The sequence below is a fragment of the Rhizobium sp. BK112 genome (genome assembly GCF_014193215.1).
Classification (GTDB): Bacteria; Pseudomonadota; Alphaproteobacteria; order Rhizobiales; family Rhizobiaceae; genus Rhizobium; species Rhizobium anhuiense.
In genome coordinates this window covers 195,870-213,346 of the sequence record NZ_JACHYZ010000001.1, presented here as the reverse complement: position 1 = coordinate 213,346, position 17,477 = coordinate 195,870, and the positions used below count along the sequence as shown (strand labels likewise).

Annotated in this window: 18 protein-coding genes; 14 read left to right on the top strand and 4 right to left on the bottom strand. The window is 57.2% G+C overall.

Going from position 1 to position 17,477, the window contains the following annotated elements:
- The first annotated feature begins 502 nt into the window (after positions 1-502).
- Positions 503-1,390 carry a DUF6030 family protein gene (locus FHT75_RS00990; RefSeq protein ID WP_183851424.1) on the top strand — a complete coding sequence of 296 codons (888 nt, stop codon included), beginning with the start codon at positions 503-505 and terminating at the stop codon, positions 1,388-1,390.
- A 6-nt stretch (positions 1,391-1,396) separates the two neighbouring features.
- Here FHT75_RS00990 and FHT75_RS00985 read toward each other — a convergent pair whose 3' ends face one another.
- A complete protein-coding gene (locus FHT75_RS00985; RefSeq protein ID WP_244604782.1) occupies positions 1,397-1,771 on the bottom strand; it encodes a hypothetical protein in 375 nt (124 codons plus the stop codon).
- Positions 1,772-1,976: 205 nt separating this feature from the next.
- Between FHT75_RS00985 and FHT75_RS00980 the strand changes: the two genes are divergently transcribed.
- The 13 genes from FHT75_RS00980 (at position 1,977) to FHT75_RS00920 (ending at position 13,244) form a co-directional block, all read left to right on the top strand.
- Positions 1,977-3,050 (top strand): endo-1,4-beta-xylanase, encoded by a 1,074-nt coding sequence (locus tag FHT75_RS00980; protein ID WP_047611512.1) that lies wholly within the window; start codon positions 1,977-1,979, stop codon positions 3,048-3,050.
- Positions 3,051-3,081: 31 nt separating this feature from the next.
- Complete coding sequence (locus FHT75_RS00975; RefSeq protein ID WP_063474434.1) at positions 3,082-4,233, top strand: glycosyltransferase; 1,152 nt, start codon at positions 3,082-3,084, stop codon at positions 4,231-4,233.
- A complete protein-coding gene (locus FHT75_RS00970; RefSeq protein WP_047611515.1) occupies positions 4,233-4,739 on the top strand; it encodes an acyltransferase in 507 nt (168 codons plus the stop codon). The genes FHT75_RS00975 and FHT75_RS00970 overlap by 1 nt, the downstream gene beginning before the upstream one ends.
- Entirely contained in the window at positions 4,736-5,638 is a 903-nt protein-coding gene (gene pssM / locus FHT75_RS00965) for an exopolysaccharide glucosyl ketal-pyruvate-transferase (protein ID WP_063474433.1), read from the top strand. The genes FHT75_RS00970 and pssM overlap by 4 nt, the downstream gene beginning before the upstream one ends.
- Before the next feature lie 147 nt (positions 5,639-5,785).
- Entirely contained in the window at positions 5,786-7,288 is a 1,503-nt protein-coding gene (locus FHT75_RS00960) for a lipopolysaccharide biosynthesis protein (protein ID WP_028758138.1), read from the top strand.
- 30 nt (positions 7,289-7,318) lie between these two features.
- Positions 7,319-8,350, top strand: coding sequence for a polysaccharide pyruvyl transferase family protein (locus FHT75_RS00955; RefSeq protein WP_063474432.1), 1,032 nt, complete (start codon positions 7,319-7,321; stop codon positions 8,348-8,350).
- 12 nt (positions 8,351-8,362) lie between these two features.
- Complete coding sequence (locus tag FHT75_RS00950) at positions 8,363-9,184, top strand: galactosyl transferase (protein ID WP_028758140.1); 822 nt, start codon at positions 8,363-8,365, stop codon at positions 9,182-9,184.
- A gap of 84 nt (positions 9,185-9,268) precedes the next feature.
- Positions 9,269-10,213, top strand: a complete 945-nt coding sequence (locus tag FHT75_RS00945; protein WP_028758141.1) for a glycosyltransferase — start codon at positions 9,269-9,271, stop codon at positions 10,211-10,213.
- A gap of 24 nt (positions 10,214-10,237) precedes the next feature.
- Complete coding sequence (locus tag FHT75_RS00940; RefSeq protein ID WP_063474431.1) at positions 10,238-11,122, top strand: glycosyltransferase family 2 protein; 885 nt, start codon at positions 10,238-10,240, stop codon at positions 11,120-11,122.
- The gene (locus FHT75_RS00935; protein WP_028758143.1) at positions 11,119-12,102 is read left to right on the top strand and encodes a glycosyltransferase; all 984 of its coding nucleotides are present in this window, start codon (positions 11,119-11,121) and stop codon (positions 12,100-12,102) included. Before FHT75_RS00940 ends, FHT75_RS00935 begins: the two co-directional genes overlap by 4 nt.
- Entirely contained in the window at positions 12,089-12,316 is a 228-nt protein-coding gene (locus FHT75_RS00930) for a hypothetical protein (RefSeq protein ID WP_125853694.1), read from the top strand. The genes FHT75_RS00935 and FHT75_RS00930 overlap by 14 nt, the downstream gene beginning before the upstream one ends.
- Positions 12,313-12,771 carry a glucuronosyltransferase gene (locus FHT75_RS00925; protein WP_025554622.1) on the top strand — a complete coding sequence of 153 codons (459 nt, stop codon included), beginning with the start codon at positions 12,313-12,315 and terminating at the stop codon, positions 12,769-12,771. The genes FHT75_RS00930 and FHT75_RS00925 overlap by 4 nt, the downstream gene beginning before the upstream one ends.
- Positions 12,768-13,244 carry a glycosyltransferase gene (locus tag FHT75_RS00920; protein WP_025554624.1) on the top strand — a complete coding sequence of 159 codons (477 nt, stop codon included), beginning with the start codon at positions 12,768-12,770 and terminating at the stop codon, positions 13,242-13,244. Before FHT75_RS00925 ends, FHT75_RS00920 begins: the two co-directional genes overlap by 4 nt.
- Before the next feature lie 43 nt (positions 13,245-13,287).
- Here the strand turns inward: FHT75_RS00920 and FHT75_RS00915 are convergent, their stop codons facing one another.
- From FHT75_RS00915 to FHT75_RS00905, 3 genes are all read right to left on the bottom strand, one after another.
- The gene (locus tag FHT75_RS00915) at positions 13,288-13,983 is read right to left on the bottom strand and encodes an SGNH/GDSL hydrolase family protein (protein WP_063474430.1); all 696 of its coding nucleotides are present in this window, start codon (positions 13,981-13,983) and stop codon (positions 13,288-13,290) included.
- A 242-nt stretch (positions 13,984-14,225) separates the two neighbouring features.
- Positions 14,226-15,536: an HlyD family type I secretion periplasmic adaptor subunit gene (locus FHT75_RS00910; RefSeq protein ID WP_025554628.1), complete on the bottom strand. Its 1,311-nt coding sequence runs from the start codon at positions 15,534-15,536 to the stop codon at positions 14,226-14,228.
- Between the two features lie 15 nt (positions 15,537-15,551).
- Positions 15,552-17,318 carry a type I secretion system permease/ATPase gene (locus FHT75_RS00905; RefSeq protein ID WP_183844617.1) on the bottom strand — a complete coding sequence of 589 codons (1,767 nt, stop codon included), beginning with the start codon at positions 17,316-17,318 and terminating at the stop codon, positions 15,552-15,554.
- Positions 17,319-17,477: the final 159 nt, after the last annotated feature.

Genomic DNA, 17,477 nt, shown 5'->3' with positions numbered 1-17,477 from the left:
CGGCGATTGCGCGGCAGACCCTATCCAGGAATACGTCGAAAATTTGATTAAACCTGACCAGCAACCGACAGACAATAATAATAGTCAAATTATAATCTAAAGTTTTATAATAAAAAACAAAACCTATACGCGATAAAGGAATTTACAACGCAGAATAGGCAAAAACAATTGTAAGTATTATTTACTTAAACTAGGTTATACATAAATAAACGCCCAACATCCGAAATAACGCTAAAAATCCGTGGGGTTGCCAAGAAAACAAAACGATACAATCGCTTCGAGGTCATCCTGGTATCCATCCCTGCAATTGCAGGGCTGCATTGGAGATTGTCGCGTGTGACGGTGTTGAAGCGTCCCTGCCGAAATCTGCAGCCCTCCCCTGATGCCGGCCCTTAAAGTGCCCAATTGCCGACACGAAGCCAAAGATATTTAACGGATGAATGTATACTGCTTGATTTAGACAGCCGATCGAAACCCTTCTCGCGTGCCGGAGAAGACAAGCTTGCCCGATAATTCGTCGTCCGCATATGCGAAACAGCCGTTGGGGAAACCGCGGGTTCCCGTGGTCTTCTGGTTGCTGCTGACGATTTCCCTCTCGCTAATCATGGGAACGGTGCTTCTTTCCAACGACATGAAACACTTGAAGACGGTCGGCCATTATTTTGGCTACGATCTCTTTCCTCCTGAGGTTAGGCCTCCGCCCAAAGCCCTTCCCCGCCCGAAACCACCTGTCACCTTCACGCTTCCCGTGCATCTCATCGAACCACCGGCGGCGCAGACCGCGTCGACTTTTCTACGGACATGGCGGATATCCGGCGCCGCAATGTGCGCGGCGCTGCGCGATGCCGGTATAGAAACCAGCGATTGGGCGGCGGCGAGCTTCAACGCCGATACGTTCGAATGCTTTTTTGAGCACAGCGGCAAGCGACAGAAGGACCAGTTCCCGAACTCTATCTTTGTGATCGTTCGGGGTGACGCCGCTGGCACGATCAACAATATGCGCGTGAAAATCATCAATCCCGAGACGGATCAAAATGGCCAGCTCGATCCCGGCATTCTGCAAATCTTCCAAATCATGCTGCGGCAGCCACAATGGCTCGATTTTCACGAGACGCTCGACGCGATCAAGAATCTGAAGGACATCAAGGAAGACGGCTTCGGAGCGAGCATCAGCTTCACCCGCGAGGTGCTCAATCCCGGGAATTATAATTTTACACTGTCGTTGGATGCCACTTCAGGACCTCAGAAAAGAACGAGAAATTACTTTTCGAGCAAAATATGGCTTCCATCGCCAGACCCCGCAGCCGAGATCGGCAGCGAGCAACCGGAATCGGTCTCCACGCCACCCGATCGCGAGGCGCCGGCAGAGAGCCGTGAGCATCCGCATTAGCGCTGATCACGCCATGTAACTTGCATCGTCGTGATGTCTGGCCAGAAGCCTGTAAAGCTCTTTCAAACTGTCCGCACTCGGCCGTTCGGTGCTGTCCCCACCCGCCAGACGCCAGACACGCTCGACATTGAGATCCTGCGTGACTTGCGCAAGATCTTCGTTCAGCGAGCGGATGACGATCTCCGACCGACGCAGCCGCCACGACATTCTGACGAGCGCTGCAGAGAGGAGGAAAATGATGCCGATGACGCCGAGAGCAAGGGCTATGAACTGCCAGTCATCGAGAAGGGATAGAGCGTTTCGTGCAGTCGCCATAAAAAAAACGGCATTATGAAATGCCATAGGAAAACAGCTCATCAGATAGCTAAACCAATCTTCCATCACGAGCGCCCCTCCGCAAAGATTCATATCTTGGAGCATCCTGAAAAGTCTATCAGATACTGACAATATCCCCTGCGGCGAAAGTATATTTGAGGTTGCATTACTCTACTCAATTGAACGCGAACCCCGCGATGGATCATTGCCGACGAGCCCGGCCCTTCAATTTCCACCGCGGACATGAAAAAAGCCAACAGTGAGAGATAGAATGAATAGAAGACGTTTCCTCGCCTCGGTTCCGCTCGCTCTGTTATATGCCAGGGCGGGCCACGCCTTTGCACAGGTGCCTCCGGCTGCAGGGCTACGCGCCCTTGCCGACAGGAAGTCGTTCCGATTCGGATCGGCAATCGATCTGCAAAACATCAACGATCCAATCGCTTCCGAGATCTACATCGACAACGTCAATTCAATAACGCCGCGAAACGAGCTGAAGTGGAATGCCACGGAAAAGAGACCCGGCGTTTTCAGCTTCGGCAGCGCCGACCGTATGGTTGCATTTGCACGCAAAAACAACATGAGGGTTTATGGACATACGCTGATCTGGTATCGCGTCCCGGAGTGGGTGTCTGATATCACGGATGCAAAGACCATTCAGGCGACCATGAACCGTCACATAAAACAGGTTGTCACTCGCTATAAGAACTCGATCGATGCTTGGGATGTGGTCAACGAGCCGTTGGAGTATGATGCACCGGACCTGCGGGATTGTGTTTTCCGACGCCTTCTTGGCGATGAATATATCCGCATGAGTTTCGACATGGCGCACCAGGCCAATCCCGACGCGACGCTGGTGCTCAACGAAACGCATCTGGAGAAAAAATCCGACGTGTTCGAACAGAAGCGCGCGCGGATCCTGAAAATCGTCGAGGATCTCGTCGCGAAGAAAACGCCGATCAATGCGGTCGGGCTGCAGGCGCATTTCCGCCCCGGCCTCGACCGGATCGATCCGGAGGGAATGGGGCGCTTCTGTGCGGCGCTGAAGGAGATGGGAATCGGCGTTTTCATTACCGAGCTCGATGCCTCCTGCCACTTCCTGAACCGCGACAAAGGCTTCACGCCGGCGTCCTACGCCGATATTTTCAGCGACGTAATCACCGTGGCGGCTGAGCATGGCGACTTGAAAGGCGTGACAGTATGGGGCATGTCGGAAAAATATGCCGATCGCGATGAGAAGGGGGCCGATCCCAATGCGGCTTGCACTAAGCGCGTTAATCTTTACGACGACAATAATGCGCCGAGAAGTGCGATTGATGGTATCCGGCGGGCAATAGAGGCAATGTGATGCGCAAGACAACGGAGACGCGAACAGATTCATGAAAAAGGCCGTTATTTATGTGGAAAAATTTTTGCCTGCCAGCCAGGCATTTGTTCTCAACCAGGCAGTAGCGTTTCGTTCTTTCGAAGCTGAAATTCTTGCCGGCTCGCGCATTTCTTCGGCCCATACAAAAAAATCCACTGTTCCGGTTCATGACATCCGTCGATCCCCCGTTGCGCGAGTCGGTGAACTGCTTCTGAAAATCCCGCAGATCGGCCTTCCCTTCCTCTTTCCTGCGATCGGCAAAGCCGATCTCGTTCACGCCCATTTCGGCAAGAACGGTTATGTCATCGGTCCCTTGGCGCGCGCCGCCGGCAAGCCGCTGGTCACGACGTTCCACGGCTTCGACGCCACCTATGGCGGCGATCCGAAAAAGCCGGGCGGCTTCAATCAGGTGCGCTTCTTCGCCAAAGGCCGAAGCGAGATGGCCGGCTGGAACAGCTGGAACATCGCCGTTTCCGATTTCATCCGCGACCGGCTGCTAGCGCTCGGCTTTCGCGCCGAGCGCGTCTATCGCCATCATATCGGCATCGACCTCGACCTCTTCAAAATGGAGCCTCGTCCGCGAAAAAAAGGGCTCGTGGTTTCCATTGCCCGTTTCGTCGACTACAAGGGCCATCGTTTCATGATCGATGCGCTTTCGCGCGTGGCTGCCGCCGGTACCCCGGTCGAATTCGTCATGGTCGGCCAGGGTCCGTTGAAGGAGGAAATCGAAGCACTGGCACGTCGTTCCTTGCCAAGCGTCACGATCCATGAAAATCTGTCGCAGACTGAGATAAGGGATCTGCTCGCCAGTGCGGAGCTTTATCTCCATGGAAGCGTGACCCTCGATAATGGTCACGCCGAAGCTTTCGGCCTCGCCAATCTCGAGGCGGAAGCCGTCGGGACTCCGGTCGTCGCATTTCGCTCGGGAGGCGTGGGCGAAGCGATCGAAGAGGGGAAAACTGGTTATCTCGTGGAGGAGCGGGATGTCGCGGGAATGGCGGAGGCGGTCGGAAGGCTGCTCAACGACCAGGCCTTGTGGACAGCCTTTAGCGTGCGGGCACCGCTTCTGGTGGCCGAGCGCTTCGACTTACGTCGTCAGACGGGGATGCTCGAGGACTATTACAGTTCCGTGCTAGACGAATTTGCCAGCCGGGGTCGGACTTGATGGTGCAGACAGGAAAAAAGCCGAAGTGGGGACTGAACGTATTTCGCCCGCTGCGGAACGGATTTGTGAAGGCCAAATGGCTCTATTATACGAAGTTCTGGGGAATGGACATCGATCCGACGGCCAGCTTTTCGTTGAGCGTGCGGTTCGACAAGACCAATCCGAAGGGATTGCATATCGGCGCGGAAACCTATGTCGCCTTTGAGGCGGCTATCCTGACCCACGATCTCACACGCGGGCTCTATCTTCACACGAGAATCGGCAAACGCTGCTTCATCGGCGCCCGCAGCATCATTCTGCCCGGCGTCGAGATCGGCGACGAATGCGTCATCGGCTCCGGCTCGGTGGTGACCAAGAGCGTTCCGCCGCGCTCGCTCGTGGCGGGCAACCCGGCCAAGATAATCCGCAGCGACATCAAGATCATTTCGCGTTACGGACGCATGGCCCGCGAAGACGACACGGTCTCGCAGATCGTGACGCACTTGCCGACTGGAGAAGCACGATGAAGATGTTTGCCTACCGGGGGAAACACGAGAATTTTGGCGACGAACTGAACCATTGGCTTTGGGAGCGTCTGCTGCCCGGCTTCTTCGACGAAGACGAAAGCCAGCTCTTTCTCGGCATCGGCTCGATCCTCTACGACAATTTCGATCCGAAGATGCAGAAGATCGTCTTCGGCTCAGGCTATGGCGGATATACCAACCCGCCGAAAGTCGACGGCAACTGGACGTTCTATTTCGTGCGCGGAAAGAAGACCGCGGAAATCCTCGGCATCGACCCAAGCTACGCGATCGGCGATTCGGGCATCCTCACGCGCAGCTGCTGGGATGCCAAAAGCATCGAGAAGCGTTATCCCGTCTCCTTCATGCCGCACTACGAAAGCGCCATGTACGGCAGCTGGGATAAAGTCTGCGATCTCGCCGGCATCCACTATATCGATCCCCGCTGGTCGGTGGAAAAGGTTCTAACCGAGATCAGCGCATCGCATAAGGTCGTCTCCGAGGCGATGCATGGCTGCATCATATCCGATGCGCTCCGCGTTCCCTGGCGGGCGATCCGGCCGATCGCACCCGGCAATCGCGCCAAATGGTATGATTGGGCGAGTGCGCTGGATCTGGAGATCGATTTCGATCCGATCGGCCCGTCGAACCTGGTTGAAGCCGGAGCGTCGCTGGTGCGGAAGAACACCTACCTGTTGAAAAACATCACGTTCCGCCACCGCCGCATCCGGCAGCTGACCGGTAACTATGTCTTCGGCTCTACCGTCCAGACGCTGCAGCGGGTAGCCGCGAAGCCAGGACAGCTCAGCTCCGACGAGGCTATCGTAAGAGCGCACGAGAAAATGCTGGCCGAACTGGGCCGGCTGAAGCAAGATTTTTCCACGCAGACGGCAAGCGCCCTTTAATGTCGCAGACCCCGTGACGAGGCAACAAAGCATGATGCTTTCCAACTCCATCAACACCCTTTGCTCCTGCAAGAGGGAGACGCACTCGGAATGGGTGTGCAGCCCGCTTGGACGGTCGATGTTGTTGACCTCAGGAGCCGTTCGCCCATGAGCAGTGTTACCGACCGCCTGATTCAGGGCAGCATGTGGCTGAGTCTGTCCCGCGCCATCGTCAACGGACTTTCGGCACTCAGCACCTTTGTGCTCGCATGGTATCTCGTGCCGGCTGATTTTGGTCTCGTCGCCATTGCAACGACGATCCAGGTCATCTTGAGTTCGGTCACCGAACTCTCGCTCAATCAGGCGCTTATCCGCCACGAATCTCCAAGCGAAACGCATTTCAGCGCGGTGTGGACGTTGAGCGTGACGAGAAGCGCGGTATTGGCGCTGCTGTTTGCCGCCGCCTCCTATCCGATCGCCGAATTCTATAACGAGCCGCGGCTGACGAGCGTGATGCTTGCCTTGAGTTTCAGCCTGCTGCTCAGCGGGCTAGCCAATCCGCGCCGTGTCATGCTCCAGCGTGACCTGATCTTCTGGCAGGAATTCGTCCTCAACGTCTCGCAAAAGCTGGTCGGATTTGTCGTCACGGTAGGAATCGCGGCCATCTATCACAGCTATTGGGCGCTCGTTATCGGCACCCTCGCCTATCAGGTGACCAATATTATCGTTTCCTATACCGTCCTGCCGTTCTGGCCTCGCATCACCTTCCGTCATGCACGCGAATTGTTTTCGTTCTCGGTGTGGCTGACGGCCGGACAGATCGTCAACACGCTGAACTGGCGCATCGAATATCTGCTGATCGGCAAGATGCTGGGCGCCACGCAGCTTGGCCATTATACGGTCGGCAACACCCTGTCGACGCTGCCGACGCGCGAGGCGACGGCACCGTTGAACCAGACGATTTACCCTGGCTTTTCGAAGGTCCGCAACGACCCGGTCCGCCTGATCGCGGCCTATCAGCGCGCCCAGGCGCTTTTGGCGGCGGTGGCGCTTCCGGCGGGAATCGGCATGGCCGTCGTGGCCGATCCAATGATGCGGCTTGCCCTGGGAGAGAAGTGGGTTCCCGCGATCTTCATCGTCCAGGCGCTCGCATCGGTCTTCGCCCTGCAGACCCTGGGTTCGCTCGTGCAGCCGCTGGGCATGGCAAAGGGCCATACCAAGATGCTGTTCATCCGCGACACGCAGATGCTGGTGGTTCGCGTTCCCATCATCATCGCTGGTCTCATGATGGCCGGGCTTCCCGGCGTCGTTTATGCGCGCGTGTTGACGGGCCTGATTTCCACCGTGGTCAACATGCTTCTCGTCAAGCGCTTGATCAACCTGCCATTCTTCCAACAGCTCGGCGCCAACTTCCGCGCGCTTGCCAGCGTTGCCTTGATGGCAGCCGGCGTCCTAGGATTGTCGCATTTCCTCAGCATGCCTACTGATAAGCTGGGCTTGACCCTTCATCTGGCCATTCTGCTCATCACCGGCGGCATCATCTATATCGGTTCCAGCTTTGTCCTTTGGCTCGCGATGAACAAGCCAAACGGGCCGGAAACCGAAGTTCAGCGTATCTTTGTCAAGTTCCTGTCAAAAGCCAAACGTATTGCCGTAGCCAAGTCGGCCTGAAGCTAAACGAACACAAACAAGAGAGGCAGAATGACCAGCCAATCCAGATCGGAGCTGATCGCAAAACTCAATGGCATGATCCATGATTGCCTGAAGGACTATGTCTCGCGCGACGAACCGCTTGCGATTCTCGATTTTCCCGACATCCGCAATTGCGGCGACTCGGCAATCTGGCTGGGTGAGATGGCCTATCTCAGGGATCGCTTCGGCAAGCGCCCGGACTATGTTTCCAGGCTGTACGACTTCTCTGCCGACGAACTGAAACGGCGGGTACCGACCGGCCCGATCTTCATTCACGGCGGCGGCAATTTCGGCGATATCTGGGTTGCCCACCAGGATTTTCGCGAAGCCATCATGGAGCGTTTTCCGGATCGGCAGATCATCCAGTTCCCGCAATCGATCCACTACAGCTCGTCTGAACGCATCGAGCAATCCAAACGGGCAATCGGGCGCCACAAGAATTTCGTGCTGCTTGTGCGCGACGAGGAATCGAAGGAGTTTTCCGAAAAACACTTCGACTGCGCCGTACGACTGTGCCCCGATATGGCTTTTGCCATCGGCCCGCTGCCGGAAAGGGCGACACAGATCCCCGTCCTCGCCATGTTGCGCGAGGATGCGGAACGGGTGGGCGGTACCGATCGCGAGATTCCTTCCGATATTCCTGTGGAAGACTGGATTACCGAGTCGAAACGGAAGGTCGATATCGCCAAGAGGTTGGGGGTAGCTTCGGCTTATCTCGCATTGAAGCCGAGCGAAGTTGCCTTGCGCAGGTTGGATGCTGCGGCACACAACCGCTTCGAGCGCGGCATCAGTCAGATTTCGCGCGCCCGCGCAATCGTGACCGATCGCCTGCACGTCCATATCTGCTCGCTGCTGCTCGGTCGCCCGCATGCCGTGCTTGATAACAGCTATGGAAAGATCCGCCGCTTCATGAATGCTTTCTCCGGCGGAACCGACCTTTCATATAAGGCAACCTCGCTCGAGGACGGAATCGAGTGGGCGCGTGGTCAGGCGTCCAAGGGGCGTGCCGATCAAAAAGAAGCTGTGAGCTTGCGGGCTTAAGGGGGTCATTCGATGCCACTTGTCACCTTCATTATCCCGGTCCGACATCAGGACAATGCCCGTGATTGGAGCAGGCTGAAGGCGAACCTCAGCCAGACCGTGACCTCCATTTCCAACCAGACCAATGGAGATTGGCGCGGAATCATCGTCGCAAACGAAGGGGCCGACTTGCCCGATTTGCCGGAGAAATTTTCCGCGGTGCGCGTCACCTTTCCGCCGAACGACCTGCATGAGCTCGGAAAGGGCAGCAAGGAAGACTTCCTTGATGCGTTCCGGGCAGACAAAGGCCGTCGCGTACTCAGTGGCATGTTGAACGCCACCGACAGTCGCTTCTTCATGATTGTCGATGACGATGACTTCGTCAGCTCCAGGATCGTTCAGCACGTATCCGATCATCGGGACGCCAACGGATGGACGATCGACCACGGTTACATCTGGGACGATGGCGGCAATTTCCTGTTTGGCCACGACGACTTCAGCCATCTCTGCGGTACCTCGTTGATCATTCGTGCCGATCTCTATGAACTGCCGGAACGCTTTGAGGATGCTTCGCTCGACTGGATCAAGTCGATGCTCGGCAGCCATGTCCGCATTGCGAACATCCTTGCCCAACGCGGAGCGCCGCTCACGAAGCTTCCCTTTCGTGGGGCGGTCTATCGGGTTGCCCATGGCGGATCGCATAGCCAGGCACCGAGCCTGCTACGACAGTATTTCCTGAATCGCGGCGTGCTGACCAAACCGCGGCGGTGGTTGCGCAATCTTCGTAAGCTGAGGGTACTCGGTGAAAGTCATAGGCGCGAGTTTTTCGGCAAGACGCGGTCAAACCCCGCGTAAGGAATCAGTCCCGTTCGAACATCGCACAGGCAGTCAAAATATGACGCTTTTCTCTTTCGACTTCACCAAGAGGGTTGGTAACTGATGTCGGATCTATTCGTCAGCGTGCTCTTTGCATCCTACAATGGCGCCAGCCGGCGGCTGCGCCACATGTTGGATTCCTTGGTGCGCCAGGAGCTTCCCCATGACCGATGGGAATTGATTGCTGTCGACAACAACAGCAATGACGGCACCTTTGATCTTTTGAAATCGTATAGCGAGACGCTTCCAATCACCATCCTGCAGCAGCGCAAGCCGGGGAAATCCGGCGCGCTGAATTTGGGTTTGGATCGGGTAAAGGGAGATCTCGTTGTCTTTACGGACGACGACATACGCGCCGAACCGAACTGGCTGAAAGCGATCGTTGATTGCGCCATCGCTCATCCGGCCTACGGCGTTTTCGGAGGCCGTATCGTCCCCGATTGGGAAAAAGAACCGAAGGGCCGCTTTATCGACTGGATTCCGATGGGATCCACCTTCGCGATCGTCGACGAAACGCAAAGCGGACCGTGTGATCCGACGAAAGTCTGGGGTCCGAACACGATCATTCGGCGGGATCTGCTTGGAACGAGCGTGCGCTACCGGGAAGATATCGGTCCTCTTCCCGGAAAGATGTTCGCCATGGGTGAAGATGCGGAGATCATCATTCGCCTGGCGGCAAATGGCGCCAAATCCTATCGATGCGCCGAAGCCGTGGTCCATCACTGGATTCCGGCATCAAGTGTCACCGAGGATTGGGTACAGAAACGGGGCGAACGGCTCGGCTACGGCATGCCGGCACTCTTCCCGGATGAGGTTCCCGAAGGGATGAGGCTAAGTGGCGTTCCGCTGCAAACCTGGGTCGAAAGCGCGCAATGGGCTTGTCGGGCAGCCACGCTTTATCTCCTGCCGCAATCGAAGAAGCGTTTCTGGGCCATCTGGAAATATTACTACATGCGTGGTTATCGCGCCGGAATTCGCAGATACGCGCCCCAGACGCTGGCGCGGTGATCGATTGGTCCAGGAGACGATAATTTGAAACTCTCGGTGCTGATCAACAATTTCAATTATGGGCAGTTTTTGCGCCCATGCATCGACAGCGTTCTGTCGCAGAGCTACCCTGATTTCGAAGTGGTGGTGGTCGACGACGGGTCGACGGACGATTCCCGCGAGATCCTTGCTTCCTACGGGAAACAGATCCGGACCGTATTGAAGGAAAACGGCGGCCAGGCCTCGAGCTTCAATGCAGGCTTCGCGGCGGCAAGCGGCGACATCATCTTTCTCCTCGATGCCGACGATGCGTTTTTGCCCGGCAAGCTCGCGCGGATCACCGAGATCTACGATCGCAACGAGATCGACTGGTGCTTCGACCGGGTGACGACCAATGAAGGCGACCAGCCTCCTGCAGAACTGCAGGTGACGCTGTTCGACAAGCGGGCAACGCTTGGCAAAGGTGGCTTCCCCTCTCTTCCCGTTCCGACATCGGGCTTGAGCTTCCGCCGCGACCTGCTGCGCCAGATCCTGCCGATGTCCGCGGCAGATGGCGTCGTGCTCAGCGACAACTATCTCAAATTCGCCGCTGCCTTTCTCGGCCGCGGCGCCATCGTCGAAACGCCTCTGACATTCCAGCGCATTCATGCGTCGAACCGCTACACGGGCACAAGCAGGGCAAAAACGCTACGCCCGCAGATCATGATCGCGACCGGGCTGGAACTGGCGCGTCGCTATGATGGGCTGCAGGCGCTCGGCAAGAGCCTGGTCGCCGGCGGCATTGCCGAAACGACTTCGCTGCTGAAGCTTCGCAGCGAAGCGCGCAACACGCTGGCCGGCGGTCCGTTCGGCGAGGATGCCGCAACCCAAGTGGCCTTGATGGCCGCGCGCAAGCGCTTGGGAAATATGCTGCGGAGAGGACGGTCATGAACCAGCAAGAAACCTTCCCGCATTCTTCCGTCGGCGCCGGTCAGGCAGGTGTTTCGCCGTTGAAGATCGCCGTCGGCGTGCTGACCTATCGGCGCCTGGACGGGATCGCCAAGCTGCTCGACGTGATGACGCGCCAGGTCAGGCATCCAGATCGTCCCTATCATCTCACCATGGTGATCGTCGACAATGATGCGACCGGCAGCGCAAAGGCGACAGTGGAGGGCTTTGGCCAGACAGGCGCCTACGACCTGATCTATGTCGTGGAACCGAACCAGGGCATACCCTTTGCGCGCAATCGCGCGCTGGATTCGGCGCCTCCCGGCACCGACCTCTTCTGCTTTCTCGATGATGACGAATGGCCGGTCGACGGCTGGCTGGACGCGATGCTGGAGACCCGGGAGAAAAACCGCGCAGATTGCGTCTACGGTCCCGTCCAACCGGTCTATCCCGAAAACCCGCCGGAATATTTCATCAGGGCGAGGGTGTTCGAGCGCAAGAAGAACACCGACGGTCAACGCATTTCCTATGCGGCCTCGAACAACGTCATGTTCGACTATCCGCTGATCCGCTCATGGAACCTGCGTTTTGAAGAGAAGATGCGCTTTACCGGGGGCACGGACTACCTTTTCTTCAACCAGGCCATCCGCCGGGGCATGCAGGTTTTCTGGGCTGACAAGGCACTTGTCTACGACATCGTGCCTGCGAACCGGATGACCTGGAAATGGGTGTTGCAAAGACAATACCGGCTCGGCAATACCTTCGCAGTCAGCGAAGTCCTGCACGGCAACCTGAAGCGCCGGATCTACCGCGCGGCCTATGGCGCCACGAGAGTCGTGCTTGGGTTGGTCATGCTGCCGGCGATCCTGATTTCACCTTATTGGGGCATGCGTGCCCTCACCCATGTTCTGCGCGGCGCGGGCATGGTTAACGGGATTCTCGGACATGCATATCAGGAATATAGGCCCAATGCCGCTCACTGATATCGTTTGCGGGGCGCGCTCGGACGAGTTTGGCCGTTATTCTGTTTCAGACGAAAACGTCATGCCTAATTGGCTGTTTATCAACTTCAAGGCTTCAACCGACCGGGCCAAAAATGGTACACTTCCGTTGAACGATCGTGACACCACCGCTGTTCGAACGGAATGGTTTTTTCGCTTTTATCATCGGTCAAATATAGGAGATGCCTGTCTATGACTGAGAAAAAATTGAAGGTTCTCGCAGCCTCGTCAGGAGGTGGCCACTGGGAGCAGCTGATGGCGATGCGCAGCGCATTCGAGGGCTGCGATATCATCTTTGCAACGACCATCCCAGGGCTGCTTGCCAAATACGACATTCGTGACGGTCTGGTGCTTCCCGATTGCAGCCGCGACTCGATTCCCATGTCGATCCGGTGCTTTTTCAGCGCCTTCTCGATCGTCCTCCGGCACAGGCCAGACGTCGTCATCTCCACTGGCGCCGCGCCCGGACTTTTTTGCCTGCTAGCCGGCAAATTGACAGGCAAGCGAACGATCTGGATCGACAGCGTCGCCAATGTCGAGAAGCTTTCCCTATCGGGTAAATTGGCCGGCCATATTGCGACACTCTGGCTCACGCAATGGCAGCATCTTTCACGGCCGGATGGCCCCCACTACGCAGGAGCTGTGCTTTGATCCTTGTCACCGTCGGAACGCAGTTGCCATTCGATCGCCTCGTCAAGGCTGTCGACACCTTCGCAAAGGATTTGTCCAAACCGGTTCTGGCACAGATCGGCAGGGGCAGCTACACGCCACAGAACATGAAGTGGATCAAGAATATCGAGCCGCAGGACTTCGACAGAGTCTTTCGCGATGCAACCATCATCGTTTCTCATGCCGGGATCGGCACCGTTCTGACGGCCAAGCGTTTTGGGAAACCGATCATTCTCGTCCCCCGGAAAGCGGCTCTCGGCGAGCACCGAAACGATCACCAGCTTGCCACGGTGAGCCAGCTTGCGGGCCGGCCGGGAATCTACGTCGCGCATAGCGATGACGATCTCAGAAACTATCTCCTCGAAGACCTGGATAGTCCGTCTCACGAAGACCCCTCGGAAGCCGGTCGGGCTTCGCTGGTCAGCTACCTGAAAAACTATATCGCAACGGCCTGAACCCGGCTGCAGTCACCGACGGTGACGGGCAAGTGAGGAATTTTCATTCTCCGCAGTTGTTGCCAGCGATATGTTTGACAAGTTCAGGCGCGATGATCCTGGACGCGATGTCGGGCAGAGGATGCGAGCCATCAGGAATCGCCGCGGCCAGGTCATCCGGCGCAAGACGCTGCCAGTTGGGCCGGTGGTCGACAAACTCCAGACCCCGTTTTTGCGCCTCCGCCTGATGAACCGAAATGTAACTATCCACAAAGGGGCGGATCAGCCCACGTAATCCTGAAAACGGATTCATCGCCATGACGATGATCCGAGCTTGCGGCAGACGCTGCCGAAGCTGGTCGAGAATGTCGCCGATATTCTTTCGGCTTTGTGCGAGCGACACGAACCGCTGCAATGCCGCATCATTGGCATAAAACTCGATGAGGATGATATCCGGCTGCTCGGCAACGACGCGATCAACTTGGGTAAGAGCCCATAGCGACGTCTCGCCGCTCTTTGCAACGCTGTCGACCTTCACGGGCCGGCGCAGACAGGCTGCAAGCTCGGCCTCCAAGGCGGGCTGCCATCCCCCGCGGGCCGTCAAGGATGTTCCGAAAGCCACTATTTTCAACGGCGCAAGACCCTCGGCATAACTGTTCCTGGTGATTGAAAACATCCCGAGGCAAGCCAAAAGCAAAACCAGCCCAGAAGCCCGTCGTCTCCGAATTCGCACTGTTCGCCAAAGCCGCAAACCAATCATCGGGAGACCCTGCAGCTGGCTTGAGACAAATTCGTGAAATGGCCGCTCATGCCTGTTCGATCGTGGCAAAATAACCAAACCCAAGCCTCGAGCATGTTCCGCAGAACTGTGCAGCGGTTACGATATCGACATGCATTAACATAAAGCGCGTCGCGAATCTGAAAGATTCGCGACGCGCTTTAGCGGATGACAACGGCTACTTTGAAACGTTGGCGTTCTTGGCGATCCGATACGACCGCCAATCACTCCTCACGAAATACGTGCTGCATCTGATCGGTCAGCGGCTTCGTGAGATAGGAGATAACCGTCCTGTCGCCGATCTTGATAAAGACTTCAGCCGGCATGCCGGGATAGAGCTTTATTGACTTCAGCTTCGCGATGCTCGCAGCCTCCGGCTTGACGCGAAGAGGATAGTAGCTGATGCCGGTCCGTTCATCCTTGACGATATCAGGCGCAATGGAGGTGATCTCGCCACGCACATCGGGCGTCGTGCGCTGATCAAAGGCGCTGAATCGCACATCGACGAATTGGCCGACGTGAACCTGATCGATATCGCGAGTAGCGACTTTCGCCTCAACCGTAAGGTCGTCATTTTCAGGGACGACGAGCATCAGCGTCTGGCCCGGATCGATGACGCCATTGACCGTGTGGACCGAAAGTTCGTGAACCCGCCCGCTCAGCGGCGCGGTAATGTCGAGACGGCGGAGTTGGTCGACCGCGGCCCCACGGCGCTCTTCATTTTCGGCTATCTTCGCCTCGACGTCGGTCAGATCCTTTGCGATCTCCGAACGACGATCCTCGTCCAGCTGAATCGACTGACGATCGATCTCGATCGCCTTGCCTTCGGCTTCCGCCTTTGCGGCAATTTCCTGGCCACTATTGCCCTGGAGATCGGCGCGCGCGCGCTTGAGCTGATTCAAACGCTGAAGCGTTACGAGCCCCTTCTTGTAGAGAGTGTCGACTCCTTCGAGCTCCTCTTCGATCAAACCCAGGGAATCGTTGGTGGCATTGATCTGAACGACCAACCCTTTGACCTGCTCGGCCAGCTGATCCTTGCGCGACGCCAACTGGCTCTTCATTCCGATAAGCGCCGACCTGCGGCTGTCGAACAGTTTCCGCTCGCCATCGAGAAGATCCTGCGCGGCTGTGCCGGATGATGTGAGATCGCTGATGTTCTCCTGAACCTCGAACGAATCGGCACCGATCCGTTCCGCCTTCAGACGGGCGCGGCGCGCATAGAGCTGGGCGAGCGTGCTTTCGACGATCGAAAGGTTCGCTCTCGTCGACGTTCCATCGAGCCGTATCAGGACCTGCCCGGCCGACACGTGGTCATTTTCGGAGACCAGAAGTTCCGACACGATGCCGCCAGTCAGATGCTGGATTTTCTTGACATCGCCGTTGACGACAACCACGCCCTCGCCGATGACTGCGCTCGAAAGCTCTGTCGTCGCCGCCCAACCGCCAATGCCGCAAACGAGGGCTATCGACAATGCGCCGACAACCGCGACATGGCGATTAAGAGAACGCCTGGATTCACTGATAAGCTTAGTCACAATCTTCCCTCCGGCCTATTCGGCCGCATTCATGCCGTCGACGACGACTTTGAGCTGAGCCACGCGCTCGGCAATCGGCGTGCGCGCCGTTTCCGGTCGGCTAACCCGCGCCATAACTTCCTCTTTGGGACCGAATGCGATCATCCGGCCGTCCTGCATCATCAGCACGAAGTCGCACACCGTCAGAACGCCGGATCGATGCGCGATGACGACGACGATGCCGCCGCGTGCACGCACGCTCATGATCGCGGCACTCAGCGCCCGCTCGCCTTCCTCGTCGAGATTGGAGTTGGGTTCGTCGAGCACGACGAGGAATGGTTCACCGTAAAGGGCTCTTGCAAGTGCGATACGCTGCCTCTGGCCGGCGGAAAGCGCAGCACCGCCTTCGCCGATCTCGGTTTCATAACCGTTCGGCAGACGAAGAATGAGATCGTGAACACGCGCCGCCCGCGCCGCGGCTACCACCGCCTCAGGCGACATTTCCTTCGCAAAACGGCAGATATTCTGCGCGACGGTTCCTGAGAAAAGCTCCACGTCCTGTGGGAGATAACCGATATGCCGGCCAAGTGCGTCGCCATCCCATTGGTCGAGTGCTGCGCCATCGAGACGAATGGATCCTCTGACGGTCGGCCAAATCCCCATCATCGCCCGAGCCAGGGACGACTTGCCCGAGGCGCTGTAACCGATGATCCCAAGCGCGCTTCCTGCCCTCAGGCCGAAGCTGACATCGGAAATGACGAGGCGCTGGCCCGCCGGCGGCCCGCTTGCCACCCCCTCGACCGTGACCTGCTTGGTCGGAGCCGCAAGCGCAAGCGGAGTCGGAATCTCCGGAATTGTCTTCAACAGGTTCGACAGCCGCGCCCAACTCTGCTGGGCGGAAACGAAACCGCGCCAATTTCCGATCGCCGCTTCCACAGGCGCCAGAGCCCGAGACGTCAGGATCGAACCCGCAATGATAATGCCCGAGGACGCCTGCCCCTGGATGACCAGGATCGCGCCGGTCGCCAGCGTTCCCGATTGCAGGGCAATACGGAAAATCTTCGACAGCGTCGCATAGCCGTTGCCGACATCCGAAGCTTGCCGGGTGATGCTGCGATATTCCGCGTTTTTGCGATCCCAGATTTCACCCATGGTGCCGGCCATGCCCATGGCATGAATGACCTCCGAGTTACGGATCGAGCTCTGCGCAAAGGCATTGCGCATATTGGCGGCTTCGGATTGCTGTTTTGAGAGCGTGCGCGTTCCCTGGTTGGTCATGAACGTCAGGATGGCGAGAACCAGCGATCCGCCGATCGCGATATATCCGATCGCCGGATGGAACAGGAAACAGATCACAATATAGAACGGAAGCCAGGGCAGATCGAACATCGCCGTCGGGCCCATGCCGGACAGGAAGGTTCTGATCTGGTCAAAATCGCGCAATGGCTGAAGCCCGTCCCCGCCGATTTTGACCTTCAACGGTGCCTTGATGAGCGCCCGGAACACACGTCCGTTGGTCATCTCGTCGAGCGCGCCGGCAACGCGCACCAACATCCTGCTGCGCAGGACTTCGAACGCCCCCTGAAAAGCGTAGAGAAAGAGCGCAAGTATTGCCAAAGCCGCCAGCGTCGGTATGCTTTTGCTGGGTATGACGCGGTCATATACCTCAAGCATAAAGAACGAACTTGTAAGATAAAGGATGTTGACAAGCGCGCTTGCTATACCAATGAAGACAAGCCCTCCCTTGCATTTCCGCAAGGCTTTGGACGGCTCGTTGACATCCGCTGCTGAACTCTGAAACACGAAATAATCCCTCTCTTACTGCATCGCACACAAGCAAATATGCGAGCGCGCACCGCAGCTACGGGTCCATCAAGCCCGATCAATCACACGACTGCCTTTGGATCCCGGCGTCGGCGCCGAACTCCGCTTGCAAGCCCATAGCTTATTGCATGAATCCAA